The sequence below is a fragment of the Blautia sp. CGZ-1-C1 genome (assembly GCF_056504575.1).
The window spans coordinates 15792-35133 of record NZ_JBWLUT010000132.1; the positions used below are offsets into that span (position 1 = coordinate 15792).

At 43.3% G+C, this 19342-nt stretch carries 20 protein-coding genes; 6 read left to right on the top strand and 14 right to left on the bottom strand.

All coding sequences use genetic code 11. The features are described from left to right. Positions 1-329: 329 nt before the first annotated feature. Positions 330-716 carry a cell wall hydrolase gene (locus tag AC058W_RS12805; protein ID WP_479390155.1) on the bottom strand — a complete coding sequence of 129 codons (387 nt, stop codon included), beginning with the start codon at positions 714-716 and terminating at the stop codon, positions 330-332. Continuing rightward, positions 670-1704, bottom strand: coding sequence for an N-acetylmuramoyl-L-alanine amidase family protein (locus tag AC058W_RS12810; RefSeq protein WP_479390156.1), 1035 nt, complete (start codon positions 1702-1704; stop codon positions 670-672). The genes AC058W_RS12805 and AC058W_RS12810 overlap by 47 nt, the downstream gene beginning before the upstream one ends. Positions 1705-1929: 225 nt before the next feature. Here AC058W_RS12810 and AC058W_RS12815 point away from each other — a divergent pair, with 225 nt between their 5' ends. From AC058W_RS12815 to AC058W_RS12825, 3 genes are all read left to right on the top strand, one after another. After that, entirely contained in the window at positions 1930-2211 is a 282-nt protein-coding gene (locus AC058W_RS12815) for a hypothetical protein (protein WP_117674781.1), read from the top strand. Between the two features lie 361 nt (positions 2212-2572). Further along, the gene (locus AC058W_RS12820; RefSeq protein WP_117674780.1) at positions 2573-2938 is read left to right on the top strand and encodes a hypothetical protein; all 366 of its coding nucleotides are present in this window, start codon (positions 2573-2575) and stop codon (positions 2936-2938) included. Beyond that, on the top strand, positions 2931-3170 hold the full coding sequence (locus tag AC058W_RS12825; RefSeq protein ID WP_479390157.1) for a hypothetical protein: 240 nt from the start codon (positions 2931-2933) through the stop codon (positions 3168-3170). Before AC058W_RS12820 ends, AC058W_RS12825 begins: the two co-directional genes overlap by 8 nt. Positions 3171-3348: 178 nt before the next feature. On the opposite strand, the gene AC058W_RS12830 is transcribed toward AC058W_RS12825, so the two are convergent. From AC058W_RS12830 to AC058W_RS12860, 7 genes are all read right to left on the bottom strand, one after another. Then, positions 3349-4608 carry a competence/damage-inducible protein A gene (locus tag AC058W_RS12830; RefSeq protein ID WP_479390158.1) on the bottom strand — a complete coding sequence of 420 codons (1260 nt, stop codon included), beginning with the start codon at positions 4606-4608 and terminating at the stop codon, positions 3349-3351. Positions 4609-4646: 38 nt separating this feature from the next. Further along, entirely contained in the window at positions 4647-5186 is a 540-nt protein-coding gene (pgsA, locus tag AC058W_RS12835; RefSeq protein WP_117674777.1) for a CDP-diacylglycerol--glycerol-3-phosphate 3-phosphatidyltransferase, read from the bottom strand. Continuing rightward, the gene (gene rimO / locus AC058W_RS12840; RefSeq protein ID WP_117674776.1) at positions 5170-6507 is read right to left on the bottom strand and encodes a 30S ribosomal protein S12 methylthiotransferase RimO; all 1338 of its coding nucleotides are present in this window, start codon (positions 6505-6507) and stop codon (positions 5170-5172) included. Before rimO ends, pgsA begins: the two co-directional genes overlap by 17 nt. A gap of 158 nt (positions 6508-6665) precedes the next feature. Then, a complete protein-coding gene (gene rpoZ, locus AC058W_RS12845) occupies positions 6666-7010 on the bottom strand; it encodes a DNA-directed RNA polymerase subunit omega (RefSeq protein WP_117674775.1) in 345 nt (114 codons plus the stop codon). Positions 7011-7123: 113 nt separating this feature from the next. Continuing rightward, on the bottom strand, positions 7124-7747 hold the full coding sequence (gmk, locus tag AC058W_RS12850; RefSeq protein ID WP_118247936.1) for a guanylate kinase: 624 nt from the start codon (positions 7745-7747) through the stop codon (positions 7124-7126). After that, positions 7740-8012, bottom strand: a complete 273-nt coding sequence (locus tag AC058W_RS12855) for a DUF370 domain-containing protein (RefSeq protein WP_117674773.1) — start codon at positions 8010-8012, stop codon at positions 7740-7742. Before AC058W_RS12855 ends, gmk begins: the two co-directional genes overlap by 8 nt. A 12-nt stretch (positions 8013-8024) precedes the next feature. Further along, entirely contained in the window at positions 8025-8906 is an 882-nt protein-coding gene (locus AC058W_RS12860) for a YicC/YloC family endoribonuclease (protein ID WP_117674772.1), read from the bottom strand. Positions 8907-9186: 280 nt separating this feature from the next. On the opposite strand from AC058W_RS12860, the gene AC058W_RS12865 reads away from it, so the two are divergent. From AC058W_RS12865 to AC058W_RS12875, 3 genes are all read left to right on the top strand, one after another. Further along, entirely contained in the window at positions 9187-10932 is a 1746-nt protein-coding gene (locus tag AC058W_RS12865) for an Rqc2 family fibronectin-binding protein (protein WP_479390159.1), read from the top strand. A 253-nt stretch (positions 10933-11185) separates the two neighbouring features. Next, complete coding sequence (locus AC058W_RS12870) at positions 11186-12742, top strand: ABC-F family ATP-binding cassette domain-containing protein (RefSeq protein ID WP_026650392.1); 1557 nt, start codon at positions 11186-11188, stop codon at positions 12740-12742. Positions 12743-12813: 71 nt separating this feature from the next. After that, positions 12814-14199, top strand: coding sequence for an MATE family efflux transporter (locus AC058W_RS12875; protein WP_117674770.1), 1386 nt, complete (start codon positions 12814-12816; stop codon positions 14197-14199). 155 nt (positions 14200-14354) lie between these two features. On the opposite strand, the gene AC058W_RS12880 is transcribed toward AC058W_RS12875, so the two are convergent. The 5 genes from AC058W_RS12880 to tnpA form a co-directional block, all read right to left on the bottom strand. Continuing rightward, positions 14355-14744, bottom strand: a complete 390-nt coding sequence (locus AC058W_RS12880) for a hypothetical protein (protein ID WP_118247932.1) — start codon at positions 14742-14744, stop codon at positions 14355-14357. Between the two features lie 257 nt (positions 14745-15001). Then, complete coding sequence (gene leuS / locus AC058W_RS12885; RefSeq protein ID WP_118247931.1) at positions 15002-17404, bottom strand: leucine--tRNA ligase; 2403 nt, start codon at positions 17402-17404, stop codon at positions 15002-15004. Positions 17405-17808: 404 nt separating this feature from the next. Next, complete coding sequence (locus AC058W_RS12890; RefSeq protein ID WP_479390160.1) at positions 17809-18561, bottom strand: RNA-guided endonuclease InsQ/TnpB family protein; 753 nt, start codon at positions 18559-18561, stop codon at positions 17809-17811. Then, entirely contained in the window at positions 18455-18907 is a 453-nt protein-coding gene (locus AC058W_RS12895) for a helix-turn-helix domain-containing protein (protein ID WP_479390161.1), read from the bottom strand. The genes AC058W_RS12890 and AC058W_RS12895 overlap by 107 nt, the downstream gene beginning before the upstream one ends. Continuing rightward, positions 18870-19304, bottom strand: coding sequence for an IS200/IS605 family transposase (gene tnpA, locus AC058W_RS12900; protein ID WP_117676372.1), 435 nt, complete (start codon positions 19302-19304; stop codon positions 18870-18872). The genes AC058W_RS12895 and tnpA overlap by 38 nt, the downstream gene beginning before the upstream one ends. Positions 19305-19342: the final 38 nt, after the last annotated feature.

Here is a 19342-nt window from a genome sequence, read left to right on the forward strand (position 1 = left end):
CTGCGTAGTGTCGGTGTTCAGTGCAGAGCTCCGGGAGGTATTCACATAAGTTCCCCATGCGCCTCTCACCTGCCGGCTGCTCTCTGTATGCTTCCCTTACGTTACTCTTTCCCATCTGTGCTTTTTCATATCATATGGATTTCCAAAAGAACTATTATGAGTTATTATAAATTCTCTTTCAAATCCTTATATAATTGATGTCAGAGCCAAAAGGTCTTTTGCCTCTGACTTGATACTTGAAAGTATACAAACACAGATTTTATTTGTCAAGGAATTTCCTGTATATTCCGCCGTTATTTTATCAACTTAAAGCGTTAATTCGCCAGATATCAGCCGGAAATCCAGTCTACAAAGAACACATGTCCTTTATACTGCTCATACTCCAGTTTGCTGAAATTGAGGTTCTGTGCCTTAAATGCTGCCGGAGTCATAAAGAATTTGTAATTGAAATCCTTTGTTGTAAATCCTGGGAGTGATCTCTTCGTGCCACGATTTACGTAATCGTTAAACATTTCCATTGCTGCTTTTGCGGCTGCATAAGCATTTGTTCTGTCCTCAAACTGACCGTTCAGTCTCTTAAGCAGTGCACCGTCTGTAACGACCGCATACTGAGTTGGTTTTCCCTGATATACTACGTAACGAATCTGTGAAGGGAATTCCTTATACTCGTCAATCGTACAGTTTAATACGCAAAGGGCAACTGTCTTCCATTCCAATCACACCCTGATCACCTGCCTCGGCGTCGCATACCGCTGCCAGCAGGTCAAGATCTGATACTGTTCCATCTGCAATTCCCGGATGCTGTATGAACTGCTTTTCCATATAATAGTATTTGCCATTCTTGGCGTCGTATACTTTAACGTAATTGCCGTCTATCGTATAGTTATCGGACGATGTCTTTGTCGCCACACCATTTGAATCAAACCGGTATGTAGTTCCATCAATAGCAGCAATCGTATCTGCCAGCATAACACCAGCGTCGTTAAAATAGTATTTCTTTCCATCCAGTGTCAGCCAGCCAGTCTTCGCTTTACCGTCTGATGGATCAAAATAATATTTCTTACTTCCAACCGTTCCGAAACCTTTCTGGTAGCGAACACCTGTTGACTTGGAAAAATAATAATAATCGTCATCTACTTTCTCCAGGCCCACATACATGATTCCATTGGAAGGTTTAAAATATCTGTAATTTCCGGCTGTGCTCTTTATCCATCCGGTGCACATACGCCCATTTGACTGGCTGAAATAACGTTTTTGCTCCTGTTTATTCTCTACCCAGCCCTTGGCCATGACACCGGAACCACTGTAAAAATAATACTTATAATTTTGAGAATCTGTCAGCCAGCCTCTTGTCATAAGTCCTGTTTTCTCATCAAAGTGGCGGGTGTTTCCTTTGGCATCTGTGATAAATCCTGTTACCATATATCCCGCACCACTGGTGAAGTATCTGACTGTTTTCCCACTGGAATCTTTTGCCCAGCCTTTAAGCTGAACGCCGGTCGTCTTATTAAAGTAATATTTCTTGCCATTCAGTTCCAGCCATCCTTTTTGTTTGGAACCGTCTTTGTTTATGTAATAAGTCTTACCATTCTGAGTCACAAATCCTGTCTTTGTTGCCGCGGATACACTAAAACAGCCCAGTACAAGAACGGTTATTACCAAAAGGAGCAGATACTTTAACAATAGTTTCCCTTGTTTCTTCATTCTTATTCCCCGTTTCCTCTTTCTTTTTTTACGTATTGTTTTACGTTTTAATTGGGTTATTGTTGCATTTCTTTCTCAATCATTACAGATTTGTTACGTGATATATTATATATGATTCTCATATTATTGTCAACTTGTGAAACTTTACCAAATATTTACTTCCCAGTAACACATTTCCACCCCTCACATATGATAAGAGTGTAAAGAAAATCTGGAGGATTTAACATGAGTGATTTAGCTGCTACAAATTGCGGTTGCGGAGAAGACAGAGGCGGATGTGGCTGTAACAATAACAATGGCTGCGGATGTGACAATGGATGTAATAACGGCTGGGGACTTTCCTGCGGAAATAATTCCTGCTGCAATATTCTTTGGATCATCATTCTTTTATGCCTGTGCGGAAATAATGGCTGGGGCTGCAACAACGGATGTGGTAACGGAGACAGCTGCTGGATCATTATCGTATTGCTTCTGCTGTGTGGCAATGGATGTGGCTGCGGCTGCTGATAATCATTATCTGCCGGCAGAGGGAAATTTCCCTCTGCCTTTTTCTTCTGTATTAGAAAGTACCTCTCTTCTGGTGGAATCAATTTTCAAATTGCAGCTATTTCTGTCGCGGTCTGTTTTTTATATCTGAATATATTTTGTTTCTGCTACTCTGTCTGTTTTTCTGTCTTTCCTTTTTTCTTACACATTCCAGATCTATCTCATAAAAGGCATTTCCTTCTATAACAAGCTTTTCTTTTTTTTCGTCAGATTCTGATTTCATTTTTTTGCTCCATTTTCCGATTTCTATAGTTTATTATATGTCAGAATCCTTTTCCCCGACATATTCTGTTAATAAAATCATATAATGGAAGCAGATATTATGAATGAGGAGCATATTTCCCAGACTCTGCTGGATCAGATGGTCAGTTCAGACCGCGGACAGATGATAAAAGCTGCCATTCCTTATCTCCCGCCAAAAGGCCAGCAGATTTTCTCTATCTATGAAAAAGCTGCTGAATTTCTCAATACCGTTTCTGTTTTTGGCAAGACAGGTTCCGGCAGTGATCTGTGTGCTATGAGTATGCCGGCACAGAGCCCTGTGGATACCATTAATGAGATCCGAAATTTCTGCTATGGTCCTAGCAGGGATAAATTAAATCAGATTGTGAATATGATGGCAATGATTCAGATGCTTCAGCTTATGAATCAGCCGGATAATAATCAAAAGGAGGAGTCAGATGAGTGACGACTGGCGCAATAACCCAAGACTTGCAGGTATGGACCGTTCCAAACTGGATATGCTGCAAAATCTCGCGGCACAGGGAAGTACCAAAGGAGTAAATGACATGATGCCTTTCCTGATGAACGCGGCGGCACAGGGAAAAAAGGGCGGGTTAAATTTTAATGCTGATGAAATTTCCGCAATCATAGACGTTCTTAAGATGGGAAAATCTCCCGCAGGAAATACAAAAGCTTGATAAGGTGATCAATCTTATGAAAATGATGCATTGATTATCTGTACAACTATAAAAAGAGTACATTTAAGGAAATATTCATGTGTTTTTTATTTCCTCAATGTACTCTTTTCACACTCTTAATTTACAACATCCAGACAGTCCATCTTATCTTAATCAAGATAACAGTTCTACCTGGTTTTTATTCACCGCACTCCAGCAGACTGTCGCGAATGAATGTCAACGCCTGAGCAACGGCCTGACCTCTGATGCGGCTTCTGTTGCCTGTAAAATGGAATTCTCTTGTAGTAGTTTTTCCGGCACAGCAGCATCCCATAAATACGGTTCCTACCGGTGTCTCTTCTGTTCCGCCGCCAGGACCGGCAAGACCTGTAACAGAAAGGCAGACGTCAGTTTCAGCTGCTTTTGCACCGCCTTTTGCCATCTCTTTTGCACATTTTGCAGAAACAGCGCCTTCATTCTTTAATGTGCTCTTTTTTACCCCAAGACACTTTCTCTTTGCGCGATTTGTGTAGGTCACAAAGCCACACATCAACGCTTCAGAAGCTCCTGGTACATTTACGATACGGGCTGCCACGGCTCCGCCTGTGCAGGATTCTGCAAGAGATAAGGTCATATTTTTCTCTTTGAGAAGGTCTACGACTGCCTCTTCCAGTGTCTTCTCTTCTTTTGTTGCAAAGACATCCTTTCCAAAACGTTTCTTAAGTTCATGGACGATCGGCTTGATCATTTCTTTGCATTTTTTCTCATCTTCTGCTTTTGCAGTAATTCGAAGATGTACCTCTCCCGTCTTTGCATAAGGCGCAATCGTAGGATTTGTCTGCTTCTCGATCAGATCCTGGATTTCCTCTGCCACCTGACTTTCACCGATGCCACAGATTTTCACCATACGGGAATAAATAATCTCCGGCTGTTTCTTTCGCAGATATGGATATACGGATTCTTCAAACATTGGAACCATCTCATTCGGAGGTCCAGGAAGCAGGATCGCAATTTTTCCTTTTTTCTCCATGATCAGTCCAGGAGCTGTTCCGTTGTGATTATCAAGAACGATAGAACCTTTCGGAACCATGGTCTGTTTATAGTTGTTCTTTGTAATGCGGCGCTGTGGATGATTTTTCTCATATTCTTTCAGATATGCTTCCATGAGTTCTTTGGTATGAAGATCCTCCACAAGCGGAAATCCCATTACCTCAGCTGTGATTTCTTTTGTCAGGTCATCTTCTGTCGGTCCAAGGCCTCCGGTAAGGATAATCACATCAGAGCGATCCAGAGCGGTTTTAATCACTCTTTTCATTCTGTCCGGGTTGTCACCAACTACAGACTGGTAATAAACTGCCAGACCAAGTTCTGCACATTTCTCTGACAGATATGCGCTGTTTGTGTTTACGATATTTCCAAGTAATATTTCTGTACCTACAGCAATTAGTTCTGTAACCATAATTATGCTTCCTTTCCGTCAGGGCAGGCCAATCAAAATCAGTCCTGCATAGACAGTACATTCTTATTCTGCCAGATATATGTGATCAGGGAAATAATGGTGAGTGCTACTGAAAGCCAGATGAAAATCTGTTCCAGAATATCAAATGCGCCTCCCAGATCGATCAGCAGTAAGATGATCATGATCATCTGAGATACTGTCTTGAATTTACCCCAGTAATTTGCTGCGATGACGATGCCGTTCTCAGCTGCGATCAGACGGAATCCGCTGATGATAAATTCTCTTCCTATAATAATGATAACGATCCACGCCGGGAGTTTGTCCAGTTCAATAAAGCAAATCATCGCAGAGCAGACAAGCAGTTTATCTGCAAGCGGATCCATAAATTTACCAAAGTTTGTTACCAGATTATATTTTCTGGCAAGCTTTCCATCAAACCAGTCTGTAACGCTGGCCACAACGAAAATAGCAAGGGATATATAGCGGTTCGCCTCGCCGCCCCAGTCTGTAAGCATAAACAGTACAAGAAATGGAACCAGGATCATTCTGGCTACTGTAAGTTTATTCGGTGTATTCATCTGCCAACTCTCCTATCAAATCATATTCCAGAGCACCGGTCACACGTACCTTTGCGAAATCTCCTGTCATCAGGAGTTCTCCTGTCTGCACAAAAATATAACCGTCAACCTTTGGTGCATCTCCATAAGTTCTTCCAATATATGCGCTCTCGTCTGCTACTTTTCCTTCGATCATCACAAGAAGTTCCTGTCCGATACGGTCTGTTCCTTTGTCATAGGAAATCTCCTGCTGGAGTTCCATAATCTCATCACGTCTCTCTTCCTTGACTTCCTCCGGAACCTGATCAGGCATTGTCGCAGCCGGTGTATCTTCTTCCGCAGAGTAAGTAAATACTCCCAGTCTGTCGAATTCCATCTCATCAACAAATCCCATCAGTTCTTCATGATCTTCCTGTGTCTCTCCAGGGAAACCAGAGATCAGAGTGGTGCGAAGCACAATGTCCGGGATTTCCTGGCGAAGTTTATTGACGATTGCCACCAGTTCTGCCTGTGTGGTTCTTCTTCCCATTCTCTTTAAGATGCGGTCGCTAGCGTGCTGAATCGGAAGGTCCAGATAATGACAGATTTTCTTTTCTTCTTTCATCGTCTGGATCAGTTCATCATAAATTTCTTCCGGATAGCAGTAGAGCACACGGATCCAGCGGATTCCCTTGATCTCACATAATTCTTTCAAAAGAACATGCAGGGATTTTTTTCCGTAAATATCGGTTCCGTATACGGTTGTCTCCTGTGCGACAAGAATCAGTTCTTTTACGCCTTCTTCCGCCATCTCTTTCGCCTGTTCTATCAGACGTTCCATCGGAACACTTCTGAATTTACCACGAAGTTTCGGAATGATGCAGTAAGTACAGTGTTTGTCACAGCCCTCTGCAATCTTAAGATATCCGAAATGTCCGCCTGTTGTCAGCACTCGTTTTCCAAGCTTCTCAGGAAGATAATCGATATCTTTAAATTCCTCGAAATGCTTTCCTTCCATTGCTTCGTTGATTGCTTTGAGGATATCTCCGTAAGAAGTAGTTCCAAGTACTGCATCTACTTCCGGTACTTCCTCAATAATCTCGTTTTTATAGCGCTGTGCCATACAGCCAGTTACGATAAGAACCTTACAGCTTCCGGCTTTCTTGTATTCTGCCATCTCAAGAATGGTATTGACACTTTCTTCTTTTGCGTCATTAATAAAGCAGCAGGTATTAACCACAATCGCCTCTGCTTCTGTTTCATCATCTACGATCTCAAACCCGTTGCCGGTAAGAAGTCCCAGCATTTCCTCTGAATCTACAAGGTTCTTGTCACAGCCTAATGATACGAATAATAATTTCATAAATTCTCCTATAAGAATGTGCCTGAAAATCCATCACTGTAATTCTCAGACACATTCATTTGACTCATCTATTGTGTTACCTGATCAGTTCTTTTCCAAACCAATCCTTTTTACAGATTATAATTTTTATAACTGTTATTGTATCCTTACAGTTATATTTATTCCTCTGTTGTTTCTTCAGTTGCTTCTGTTGCCAGAGCTTCTTCCGGGGCTTCAGCTGCTGCCTGAACCTCTTCTGTCTGAGCTGCTGTTTCTTCCTCTTCGTTCTCTTCCGGTGCAAGAATCTTTACTTTTCCTTTGTAAAGTTCATCGATTGCAACAGAAAGAGGTTTCTTACCTGCAGCACCCTCTACGAGCGGTTCAGATCCTGCGATGATCTGGCGTGCACGTTTACTTGCAGCAAGTACAAGGGAATAACGGCTGTTAAGGGACATTGTTGTATCGTCGTCCTCGCTGTTTGCATTGATTGCTTCAATTAATTCTGTATAAGACGGATGTATCATGTATTTTCTCCTTTCTTTTTAAGCGGCAAATACCGCGGGGTTATCTCTTCTCTGATAATACGAATATTGTTACTGTTCACTCCGTTCTCAGCAACACGCTTCCGGTTAATCTATTATTTCTGAAACGCTTTTGTCTGTTCCTGGATATCAGCGATAAACTCTGCATTTCTGAACGCTCTGGAATGCTCGCTTACGATGATCTGATGCAGATGGTCTACGCATTCCTCTACGGTATCGTTGACAAGGATATAATCATACTGATCCATACCCTTTGCCTCTTCACCGGCTCTTGCAAGTCTGTCTGCAATCACCTGTGCAGTCTCTGTTCCTCTGCCTGTAAGACGTCGTTCCAGTTCCTCCACTGTCGGCGGAGTTACAAATACCAGAAGTGCTTCCGGTATTTTCTTCTTAATCTTCATTGCTCCCTGAATCTCGATTTCAAGGATCACGTTTCTGCCTGCCTGAAGCTGTTCCTCAACATAAGAGCGTGGAGTTCCGTAATAGTTCTCTACGTACTGGGCATATTCAAGCAACGCATCCTCTTCTATCAGCTTCTCAAATTCATCCCGTGTGCGGAAGAAATATTCTCTGCCGTCTTCTTCACCGGGACGGGGTTTTCTGGTCGTTGCGGAGACAGATAATGCATAGTCATCATATTTCTCCATAAGGCGTTTCATTACTGTGCCTTTTCCTGCGCCGGAAAATCCTGAAACCACTACTAAAATTCCTTTATTCATGGATCTCTCCCTTATCCTCATTATCATATATTTCCGCAAATCTCCGGGCAATTGTCTCCGGCTGCAATGCGCTGAGCACCAGATAATCATCGCTTGTGATGATCACTGCCTTTGTCTTTCTTCCCTGAGTTGCGTCAATCAGTGACCTGGTTCCCTTTATACTCTGCACCATTCGTTTTACAGGTGCCGCATCAGGGCTTACCACTGCCACGATTTTCTGTGAATTGACTACATTTCCAAAACCAATATTTATAAGTTTTGCCACTCTCTGTAACCTCTATTCTACATTCTGAATCTGTTCTCTGACTTTCTCGATCTCTGTCTTAAGATCAATCGCAATATTAGAAATCTCCAAATCACTTGATTTGGATAAGATCGTATTCGCTTCTCTGTTCATCTCCTGTGCCATAAAGTCAAGCTTGCGTCCGATGCCGTTCTTCTCTGTAGTCAGCATCTTCTTCATGTTCTTGATATGGCTGTGAAGACGTACAGTCTCTTCATCATTGCAGATCTTATCGGAGAACAGGATCACTTCTGCTGCGATTCTGTTGTCATCAATCTGTGTATCCTCGAGGAGTTCAGATACTTTTGCTTCCAGTTTGGCTCTGTAAGCATTTACTACTTCCGGAGAGCGGGCCTCTACACGTAAGACTTTCTCTTCAAGTCCATCCAGTTTCTCAATGAGATCTCTCTCGAGATTCTTGCCTTCTGATACACGTGTCTGGACAAATTTCTCACATGCTTCCCGAAGCGGTGGCTCGATAAAGCCCCAGAGCGCATCCTCATCAACAGACTGTTCTTCCATGACAAGTACTTCCGGATAGCGTGACAGGGTGCTGACTTTGACGTCGTAATCCAGGTCAAAGTCCTGTTTCATCTGTTTCAGACAGGTGATGTATTCGGTTGCGAGCTCTTTGTTGTATTTGAGGGCTCCGTTGTTCATTGTATAATCTTCATATGTGATGTATACATCAACTTTGCCTCTCTGGATGTAGGTTTTCATCAGGTTTCTGACGGCACCTTCCAGGAAGTTCAGTTTTCTGGGCATTTTGATGCTGAGGTCCAGATACCTGTGGTTTACAGATTTTAATTCGATGGTTATTTTTCTTTCATTGGTCACGACTTCTGCCCGGCCGAAACCAGTCATGCTTTTTATCATAGTTTTTCTCTCTTTGTCTGTCTTAATAGTGTCGAGGTACGTAATCTTGTTCTTGTTTACATACAGATTTATTATAGTTCATTATAGAGATGGAGTCAAACATTTTTTCGTTGATGGCGATAGGAAATGTGTGGTATACTGGTGGAAGGGACGCCGCAGGTGGGACGTAGGTGATATTTAAGTTTTATGTATTACCTGTAAATTATAAAATTGTTATCAGTCATATTGGGGACTGGGATTTTAATTATTGTGAGTATTATTTAAAAAGGAGTGTTTTTATATGGCTTTTGATGGGATTACGATTGCGGCTATGGTGAGGGAGCTGCATTTGAATTTAGATGGAGGACGGTTTAATAAGATTGCTCAGCCGGAGGCGGATGAGCTTTTGATTACTGGGAAGGGGGCGAATGGGCAGTGCAGGCTGCTGCTTTCGGCCAGTGCTTCTCTTCCGCTGATTTATTTTACTTCTAAGAATAAACCCAGTCCTATGACTGCACCTAATTTCTGTATGCTGTTGCGTAAGCATATCGGAAGTGCGAGGATTTCGGATATCAGGCAGCCGGGGATGGAGCGTGTGGTGATGTTTGAGTTGGAGCATCTGAATGAGCTGGGGGATCCTTGTAAGAAGGTGCTTATCATGGAGCTTATGGGTAAGCACAGTAATATTATTTTCTGTGATGATAAGGGGATGATCCTGGATAGCATCAAGCATGTTTCTTCGCATATGAGTTCTGTGAGGGAGGTGCTTCCGGGGAGGGAGTATTTTATTCCGAAGACGCAGGATAAGCTGGATCCGCTGACTGTGAGTGAGGAGGAGTTCTGTGATGTTGTGTGCAGAAAGCCATGTAATGTTTCCAGAGCTGTTTACTCTTCTCTTACGGGGATCAGTCCGGTTGTTGCGGAGGAGATCTGTTTCAGGGCTTCGATTGACGGAAGTGATGCAGCGCAGTCTCTGGATGATGCGGCGAGGGTACATTTGTATCATACTTTCCGCAGGCTGATGGATCAGGTTGTGGAGGGGGATTTTTCTCCGAATATTGTTTATCGGGGGGAAGAGCCTGTGGAGTATGGGGTGTTTGCTTTCCAGCAGTACGGTCCGGAGTATCATTCTGTAGAGTTTGACAGTGTTTCTGAGATGCTGGAGACTTATTATGCGACTAAGAATACTCTGACTCGTATTCATCAGAAGTCTTCGGATTTAAGAAGGATCGTGCAGACTGCTCTGGAGCGTAACCGTAAGAAGCTTACCTTACAGGAGAAGCAGATGAAGGATACCGCGAAGAAGGATAAGTATAAGGTTTACGGGGAGTTGATTAATACTTATGGGTATGGACTTGAGGATGGATGTAAGTCGTTTAAGGCTTTGAATTATTATACGAATGAAGAGATTGCGATTCCTCTTGATCCTACTATGACTCCGGCGGAGAATTCCAAGAAGTATTTTGATAAGTATGGAAAGCTGAAGCGTACGGAGGAGGCTTTGACGGAGCAGATTGCGGATACGAGAAGTGAGATTGAGCATCTGGAATCTGTTTCTAATGCTTTGGATATTGCTCTGGCTGAGAGTGACCTGGCGCAGATCAAGGAAGAATTGATGGAATATGGCTATATTAAGAAGCATTATGACCGAAAGAAGGGACAGAAGGCTCAGAGTAAGTCAAAACCGTTCCATTATGTGACTGAAGATGGTTATGATATTTATGTGGGAAAAAATAACTTCCAGAATGATGAGCTTACTTTTAAGTTTGCTACGGGAAATGACTGGTGGTTCCATGCTAAGAAAATGGCTGGATCTCATGTTGTTGTGAAGCCTAAGGATGGGGAGCTTCCGGATCATATTTTTGAGATTGCGGGACAGCTTGCTGCTTATTATTCCAAAGGACGTACCGCCCCTAAGGTGGAGATCGATTATATCCAGAAGAAGCAGGTGAAAAAGCCTGCAGGGGCAAAGCCCGGATTTGTGGTTTATTATACAAATTATTCGCTGATGGCTGAGCCGTCATTAAAGGGAGTCAGGGAAGTCTGACCACCCTGCCATTATATGATATCAGGGTCAAAAGGTCAAAAAGTCGTTCGTGCTTGCACGATAAGACTTTTGAACTTGGGACCCGCCAAACATGAGAAAGTAGCGATTTACGTAGTAAATCAGCGGATTTCGAATGTTTGAGAATTGCGGGAGCTGCTTTGCAGCGGAGCAATTCGTAGATATCAAGTTAGGGGCAAAATGCCTTTTGACCCTAACATCATTATATAACAATAATTAAGGAGAATTTCTTTTTATGAGTATTTTGAATGTAGAACATCTGACACATGGTTTCGGAGACAGGGCGATTTTTAATGATGTGTCTTTCCGCCTGTTAAAGGGCGAGCATATTGGACTGGTTGGTGCCAACGGGGAAGGTAAATCTACTTTCTTTAATATTGTAACCGGAAAGCTGATGCCGGATGAGGGTAAGATTGAATGGGCAAAGAACGTACGTGTCGGCTATCTGGACCAGCATTCTGTCCTTTCTCAAGGCATGTCCATCCGTGACGTGCTGAAATCTGCGTTCTCTTATCTCTTTGAGATGGAGGAAAGGATGAATGAAATCTGTGACTCTCTTGGCACTGCTTCTCCTGAGGAGATGGATACTCTGATGGAGGAGCTGGGAACTATTCAGGATACCCTTACCATGCATGATTTCTATGTGATCGATGCAAAGGTGGAGGAAGTTGCCAGAGCTCTGGGGCTTCTGGATATCGGACTGGAACGTGATGTTACAGATCTGAGCGGCGGTCAGAGAACCAAAGTTCTGCTTGGCAAGCTGCTTCTGGAGAAACCGGATATCCTGCTTCTGGACGAGCCTACCAACTATCTGGATGAGGAACATATTGAATGGCTGAAGCGTTATCTGCAGGATTATGAGAATGCATTTATCCTTATCTCCCACGATATTCCATTTCTGAATTCTGTTATCAATCTGGTTTATCATATGGAGAATCAGGAACTGAACCGTTATGTCGGGGATTATGATCATTTCCAGGAAGTATATGAGGTGAAGAAGGCTCAGCTTGAGGCTGCTTACAGACGCCAGCAGCAGGAAATCAGTGAACTGAAGGATTTCGTCGCAAGAAATAAGGCAAGGGTTTCTACAAGAAACATGGCAATGTCCAGACAGAAGAAACTGGATAAGATGGATGTGATCGAGCTTGCTGCCGAGAAGCCGAAGCCGGAATTTCATTTTAAATATGGACGTACTCCGGGGAAATATATCTTCGAGACGAAAGATCTGGTTATTGGTTATAATGAACCTCTTTCCAGACCTGTTACTCTCTCTATGGAAAGAGGAAATAAGATCGCGCTGGTTGGTGCAAACGGTATCGGTAAGACTACTTTATTGAAGAGTATTCTGGGATTAATTCCGTCTCTGAAGGGTTCCTGCGAGCTTGGTGAGAATCTTCAGATCGGATATTTTGAACAGGAAGTCAAAGGTGATAATAAGACTACCTGTATCGACGAGATCTGGGCAGAGTTTCCGTCTTATACTCAGTATGAGGTTCGGTCTGCACTTGCAAAATGCGGTCTGACTACCAAGCATATTGAAAGTCAGGTACGTGTACTGAGTGGCGGGGAGCAGGCAAAAGTGCGTCTGTGTAAGCTGGTGAATAAAGAGACGAACATTCTGCTTCTGGACGAGCCTACCAATCATCTGGATGTGGATGCAAAAGAAGCTTTGAAGCAGGCATTGATCGAATATAAGGGAAGCATTCTCCTGATCTGCCACGAACCGGAGTTTTACCGTGATGTGGTTTCCCAGGTATGGGACTGCAGTAAATGGACTACAAAAGTATTATAATAAATGGGGTAAATGTACTGACAGGTTAACTTTTGAAATGTCACTTATTGGTACATGAAGGGTTATTACAAATGAGTAAAGCAAAAACTGTGGATCTGACTTCCGGTCCGATCCTTAAAACTCTGGCAGAGCTGGCTCTGCCTATCATGATTTCTTCCATGCTGGGAACAGCATACAGTATCATGGATATGGCATGGATCGGACTGCTTGGTGCGAAGGCGGTTGCAGGCGTGGGAGTAGGCGGAATGTATGTCTGGCTCTCCCAGGGTCTTGCATCCCTGTCAAGAATGGGCGGACAGGTAAATACAGCCCAGGCATGCGGGCGCAAAGATTATGACCAGGCACGTTCCTATGCCGCCGGTTCTCTGCAGCTCACTGCACTGTCCGGCATTTTGTTTGCTGCTGTCTGCGTTATTTTCATACAGCCTCTGCTGGGATTTTTTAATCTGACCGACGCAGAAACTTATACTGCTGCCAGATCTTATACATTGATCACCTGTGGGCTGATCCTTTTTTCTTATCTGAATCTGACGCTGACCGGACTCTCAACTGCACAGGGAGATTCCCGCACTCCCCTGCTTGCAAACTTTATCGGGCTTGCCGGAAATATGATCCTGGATCCACTGCTGATCCTTGGCATCGGACCTTTCCCGAGGCTGGAGGTTGCCGGAGCCGCTATTGCGACAGTAAGTTCACAGATTCTGGTTTTTGTGGTGATGGTTCTGCGTATCCGGCATTCCAGACTGGAGCCAAATGTTTTACAGCATCTGAATCTGCTGTCTGTTTTTCCAAAAGAATATTATAAGCACATCTTCAGAATCGGATTTCCCACAGCTATACAGGGAAGCATTTACTGCTTCATCTCCATGGTCCTGACCCGTATGGTTTCCGGTTATGGTGCTGCCGCTATTGCAACACAGCGTGTTGGCGGACAGATTGAATCTGTATCCTGGAATACTGCAGATGGTTTTGCTTCAGCATTGAATGCTTTTATTGCCCAAAACTACGGTGCACGAAAAAAAGGCCGTATCCGTAAAGGTTACAGTCTGTCATTTCGCGTCCTCACAATTTGGGGCCTGTTTGTCACTGCAGCTTTTGTCTTTCTTCCGGAGCCAATTGCAAGATTATTTTTCCACGAAAGAGAAGCGCTGGACACTGCTGTCAATTATCTGGTCATTATCGGATTCAGTGAAGTCTTTATGTCCATTGAGCTGATGACAGTGGGCGCATTATCAGGACTTGGACGCACCAGATTATCCAGTGTGATCAGTGTGATCCTGACAGGCTCACGAATCCCGCTGGCATTAATCCTGACACATGCAGGAATGGGATTAAATGGTATATGGTGGGCACTTACGATCTCTTCCATTGTGAAGGGAATCGTGTTTACGCTGACATTCCGGCATATCAGCAGGCGGTTACCTGAGGAACGCTCCTATAGCAATCCTCGTAAATAAGTTACTGTTCACTCCGTTCTCAGTAACACGCTTCGCGATGCACAGAATTTATGCTAGTCGCATAAATTCGCGCGGTATGTCTCGGGATTTTGGCATTTTCATGCCAAAACACCTCGCGGGATAGTGGCGTGTGAACAGTAACTAAAATAATTCATTTAAGGTTCGGTCATTTTTTCGGCAATTGTGTCCGGAACTTTTATCAGTCCCAGTTTCCAGAAAATAGCATATATGTATGAAATCCCGCGGATATTTCCCAGTTTTTTGGGACCCGGGATTTCTTCAGAAATCTGTCTGGCATGTTGAAATGCAAGCACTACGCTGCTCCATGCCAGACTTTTGCTGTTCTCCCTGCGGTTTACCCATAGTTCTTTCGTTAATTCACCGTTTCTTCCTGTCTTCAGGCTATAATGAAAGGGAAGCCCGGATGCTGTATAAAATGGAAAGTTTTGAAAAGCTACTATTGCCTGCCAGAGATTTTCTTCTGTGCAGGCGTTTTTTAAGTTTTCTATTGCATTTATTCTTTGATCGTTTCTTTCATTTATCATAGTTTTATATCGAATTTTGTCGAATCCTTTCGATTTATTACTCATAATACTATAATAAATTCATCAGCTATGCAAGTAATACAAATGGCAAGTATTCCGCCGGCAAGCTGTAAGAAAGTGAAAATTCTTGATTTTTTCATGCCATACCTTTATATAGTAAAAAGAGGACTGTTCAGAAAAGTTTCTGCCGGTCCTCTTTTTACTGTTTCTATTTTATTGTTCTTTAGATTTATTTATCTGTATGATCGTGTGGTATATTATTTCGCAACAAAGTTTACGATCTTATTCGGTACATAGATTTCTTTAACGAGGTTCTTGCCTTCCAGGAAGGAAGCAATTCTCTCGTCTGCTTTGGCGATTTCGAATGCTTTTTCTTTTTCGCATCCGTTAGGGATTACGATTGTTCCTCTTACTTTACCATTAACCTGTACACCGATCTCAACGGTCTTGGCAATTGTTTTGCCTTCATCGTATTTCGGCCATTCGGAAACTGCCAGTAAGCCTTCGCCTCCGATGAATTCCCAGATTTCTTCGCAGATATGTGGTGCAAATGGGCTGAGCAGTTTGATAAAGATGGTAAGGTCATCTTTGCTCAAATGTCCTTCTGCTGTGATCTCATTAAGGAGTGTCATCAGGCTGGCGATCGCTGTATTGAATTTCAGGTTCTCTATATCAGAAGAAACTTTCTTGATGGTGCGGTGGAGTTTCATCTCCAGTTCATCAGATACGGATTCTTCAGAAAGGATATCTGTCAGCCCTGCAACACGGTCCAGGAACTTCTTGCAGCCCTTTACAGAGTTCTCGCTCCATGGAGTAGCTGCCCCATAGTCACCCATAAACAGTACATAGGTACGAAGAGTATCTGCACCGTATTCTTCTACAATATCCAGCGGGTCAACTACATTACCCTTGGATTTACTCATTTTATCTCCGTCCGGTCCGAGGATCAGTCCCTGGATGGAACGTTTTGCGTATGGTTCCGGTGTATTTACTACGCCAAGATCGTACAGGAAATGATGCCAGAATCTGGAGTAGATCATATGTCTGGTAACATGTTCCATACCACCATTGTACCAGTCAACAGGCATCCAGTATTTCAGTTTGTCCATATCTGCCAGTGCATTTGCATTGTGCGGATCTGTGTATCTTAAGAAATACCAGGAAGAACCTGCCCACTGAGGCATGGTATCTGTCTCACGCTTCGCTGCAGCACCACATTTCGGGCATGTGCAGTTTACGAAAGAATCAATCTTTGCAAGCGGAGACTGTCCGTCTTCACCTGGCTCGAAGTCCTTTACATCCGGCAGACGCAGCGGAAGTTCATTCTCCGGAACTGCTACAACACCACAGTTCGGGCAATGAATAAGCGGGATTGGCTCGCCCCAGTATCTCTGGCGGTTGAATGCCCAGTCTTTCATCTTATACTGAACACCGGCTTTACCGATTCCTTTTTTCTCCAGTTCTTCCAGCATACGCTCAATAGAATCTTTCTTCTTTGCATATCCGTTCAGGAAATCGGAATTTACCATTTCACCGTCACCTGTATAGGCTTCTTTGGAAATATCTCCACCTTTGATAACTTCGATAATGTCGATGCCGAATTTCTTCGCGAAATCATAGTCACGCTGATCGTGAGCAGGTACTGCCATGATAGCACCTGTACCATATCCCATCATTACGTAGTCAGCAATGTAAATCGGGATTTTCTTACCGTTAACCGGGTTGATTCCCTCAAGTCCCTGGATTCTCACACCTGTTTTATCTTTTACAAGCTGAGTTCTCTCAAACTCTGTTTTCTTTGCACACTCATTACGATATGCAGTAATCTCGTCCATGTTTGTGACTTTATCTGCATATTTGTCAATGATCGGATGTTCCGGTGCGATTACCATGAATGTTACACCAAACAGGGTATCCGGTCTGGTTGTATAGATTTCAAGTTTCTCGTCGATTCCGTCAACGTCGAAGTTAACGAAAGCACCTTTTGATTTTCCGATCCAGTGAATCTGCTGCTGTTTTACATTATCCGGATAATCTACATCTTTCAGACCTTCCAGAAGCTTATCTGCATACTGGGTGATCCTTAAATACCATACATCTTTGGATTTCTGAACAACATCGCTGTGACAGATATCACATTTACCGCCCTGGCTGTCCTCATTGGAAAGGACTACTTTACAGTGCGGGCAGTAGTTAACCAGTGTTCTGTCTCTGAATACAAGACCTTTTTCAAACATTTTCAGAAAAATCCACTGTGTCCATTTGTAGTAGTCTTCATCTGTTGTATCGATCACACGGTTCCAGTCAAAAGAGAATCCAACTTTCTTTAACTGATTGGAAAATCTCTTGATGTTCTCATCTGTGATGATACGTGGATGTGTTCCGGTCTTTACTGCGTAGTTCTCAGTCGGGAGACCGAATGCATCAAATCCGATCGGGAAAAGTACATTATAGCCTTCCATACGACGTTTTCTGGAAATAACCTCCAGACTGGAATATGCTTTGATATGTCCTACGTGCATACCTGCACCACTTGGATATGGAAACTCTACCAGGCCATAGAACTTAGGTTTATCGCTGTTATCTTTGGCTTCGAAGACTTTACTTTCTTCCCATTTCGCCTGCCACTTAGGCTCGATCTTTTTAAACAAGTATTTCATCTCTATACTTCCTCCAACATTTGTTGTGTGTGAACTACCCGGCAACAGAGTTACCAGGGCATCTGACTTAAGGCGAGATACCGTCTTTTTCAGGGTGCGTCCATGACACCACTACTGTTTGCTCCACTGAGCTACACAGCTACTTTTATTATTTCCGGCGGTTTCAGTCCGATTATGGACATCTTATCCTAAAAATTTATTTTAATTCAACAAAGGCTGTTTGTCAATGTAACGTTTCGCAGTATCGAGTATTTTTGCTGTGACATGCTCCCACCACTTAAATCTTACGATTTTGAAGTTGGGGCTTCCTGCTCGATTGCCCTTTAGGGCAAAGCTAAAACAGGCTATCCCCGCGTGTCCCGCGGTTTTATTTTTTATCCGGATACGGATCTTTTCCTGTGCCGTCAGGCACATTCTTTATAAAGTCTTTTTCCTTCTTCCCGGATATTGACTGCCGCATTCACATCCCGGTCCATCCGGTTTCCACACTCACAGACATACTCTCTATCCGACAATGCCAGTTCCTTTTTCTTATGTCCGCATACACTGCAGATCTTGCTGGATGCAAAATAACGGTCTACTTTTATAAGATGCTTTCCACGCTCTTCCAATTTGTATCCCAGCATGGACAGGAACTGCCCGTACCCATTATCCTGCACGCCCTTTCCAAGATGCAGGCCTCCGGACATGCCCTTCAGGTTCAGATCTTCCACACATACCGCATCATATCTTTCTGCAAGCCCCCTGCTGAGCTTATGCTGGAAATCTTTTCTCTGGTTCTTTATCTTTTCATGGCACAGCGCTATTCTCTTCTTCTGTTTCTGATAATTCCTGCTTCCTTTTTCACAGTGGGAGAGCTTCCTCTGTTCCCTTGCAAGTTTTTTCTCTGCTTTCCTGTAAAACATAGGATAACCGGCTCTTTCCCCTGTGGAAAATACACACATTCCCCGCATGGCAAAATCGATCCCCAGGAATTTTTCTGCCGAACTTTTTTCCACTGTTTGGCTCTCACAGCAGAACAAAAGACTTGCAAAATATTTTCCGGATGGCTCATGGCTCACAGTTACAGACTTCAGTTCCCAGTCTGACGGGATCTGCCGGTGGAGTTTTATCTTTATGGCAGACATCTTTGGAAGCTTCAGATGTGTATCCTGCAAAAAGATATTCCCGTTTACTGCATTGGTCGTATAGGAATTTCCTCGCACGTTTTTTTGATTTATAGCGTGGAAATCCGCAGGATGGTTCCCGGAAGAACTTCCGGAACGCACTTTCCAGATGCAGCTGCACATTCGCCAGGGCCAGGGAGTCCACCTCTTTCAGCCAGGGGTATTCCTTCTTATATCCGGCCGGTGTGTTCCTGAGCATCTTTTTTTCTTTCTGATAATAGCTGATCTTATCCGCCAGCATCTGGTTATAAATAAAGCGGCTGCAGCCGATTGTTTTCTCTATCTGGACTCTCTGCTCTTTATTTGGATAGATTCTTATTTTTACGGCGCGGTTCATTCTTCTCACCCTGGCTTTCTATATACTGTCGTATCGTTTCGATCGGTGCCCCGCCTGCACTGAGCAGACAGAAGCTCTGGCTCCAGAATGCATCTTTCCAGAGTTTTTCTCTTATCTTGGGATACTCTTTTTTCAGCAGCCTGCTGCTGGCGCTTTTATAGGCATTGATGAATTTACTGAGTTCCGTCTTTGGCTGTGCGCGGAACATCACATGAACATGATCTGTATCGTGATTCCATTCTTCCAATACGATCCCGTATCCGGGTGCGATATACTCAAAGATCTCTTTTGCTCTTTCGGATATTTCATCGTTCAGTACTTTTCTTCTGTATTTTATAACCATCACCAGATGATAGTATAACAGAAATACTGAATGAGAATTATGGTCTAATTCCATTATATTTATCATCCTTTTTCTTATATCGACTGATATGT

What these genes read in the sequence shown, in the direction of transcription:
- AC058W_RS12820 (WP_117674780.1), top strand. Translation starts at nt 2,573, where the DNA reads ATGAATGAGGAGCATATTTCCCAGACTCTGCTGGATCAGATGGTCAGT.
- leuS (WP_118247931.1), bottom strand. Translation starts at nt 17,404, where the DNA reads ATGAAATACTTGTTTAAAAAGATCGAGCCTAAGTGGCAGGCGAAATGG.
- gmk (WP_118247936.1), bottom strand. Translation starts at nt 7,747, where the DNA reads ATGAATAAAGGAATTTTAGTAGTGGTTTCAGGATTTTCCGGCGCAGGA.
- AC058W_RS12810 (WP_479390156.1), bottom strand. Translation starts at nt 1,704, where the DNA reads ATGAAGAAACAAGGGAAACTATTGTTAAAGTATCTGCTCCTTTTGGTA.
- AC058W_RS12875 (WP_117674770.1), top strand. Translation starts at nt 12,814, where the DNA reads ATGAGTAAAGCAAAAACTGTGGATCTGACTTCCGGTCCGATCCTTAAA.
- AC058W_RS12860 (WP_117674772.1), bottom strand. Translation starts at nt 8,906, where the DNA reads ATGATAAAAAGCATGACTGGTTTCGGCCGGGCAGAAGTCGTGACCAAT.
- AC058W_RS12825 (WP_479390157.1), top strand. Translation starts at nt 2,931, where the DNA reads ATGAGTGACGACTGGCGCAATAACCCAAGACTTGCAGGTATGGACCGT.
- tnpA (WP_117676372.1), bottom strand. Translation starts at nt 19,304, where the DNA reads ATGGAATTAGACCATAATTCTCATTCAGTATTTCTGTTATACTATCAT.
- pgsA (WP_117674777.1), bottom strand. Translation starts at nt 5,186, where the DNA reads ATGAATACACCGAATAAACTTACAGTAGCCAGAATGATCCTGGTTCCA.
- rpoZ (WP_117674775.1), bottom strand. Translation starts at nt 7,010, where the DNA reads ATGATACATCCGTCTTATACAGAATTAATTGAAGCAATCAATGCAAAC.
- AC058W_RS12865 (WP_479390159.1), top strand. Translation starts at nt 9,187, where the DNA reads ATGGCTTTTGATGGGATTACGATTGCGGCTATGGTGAGGGAGCTGCAT.
- AC058W_RS12870 (WP_026650392.1), top strand. Translation starts at nt 11,186, where the DNA reads ATGAGTATTTTGAATGTAGAACATCTGACACATGGTTTCGGAGACAGG.
- rimO (WP_117674776.1), bottom strand. Translation starts at nt 6,507, where the DNA reads ATGAAATTATTATTCGTATCATTAGGCTGTGACAAGAACCTTGTAGAT.
- AC058W_RS12830 (WP_479390158.1), bottom strand. Translation starts at nt 4,608, where the DNA reads ATGGTTACAGAACTAATTGCTGTAGGTACAGAAATATTACTTGGAAAT.
- AC058W_RS12880 (WP_118247932.1), bottom strand. Translation starts at nt 14,744, where the DNA reads ATGATAAATGAAAGAAACGATCAAAGAATAAATGCAATAGAAAACTTA.
- AC058W_RS12815 (WP_117674781.1), top strand. Translation starts at nt 1,930, where the DNA reads ATGAGTGATTTAGCTGCTACAAATTGCGGTTGCGGAGAAGACAGAGGC.
- AC058W_RS12895 (WP_479390161.1), bottom strand. Translation starts at nt 18,907, where the DNA reads ATGAACCGCGCCGTAAAAATAAGAATCTATCCAAATAAAGAGCAGAGA.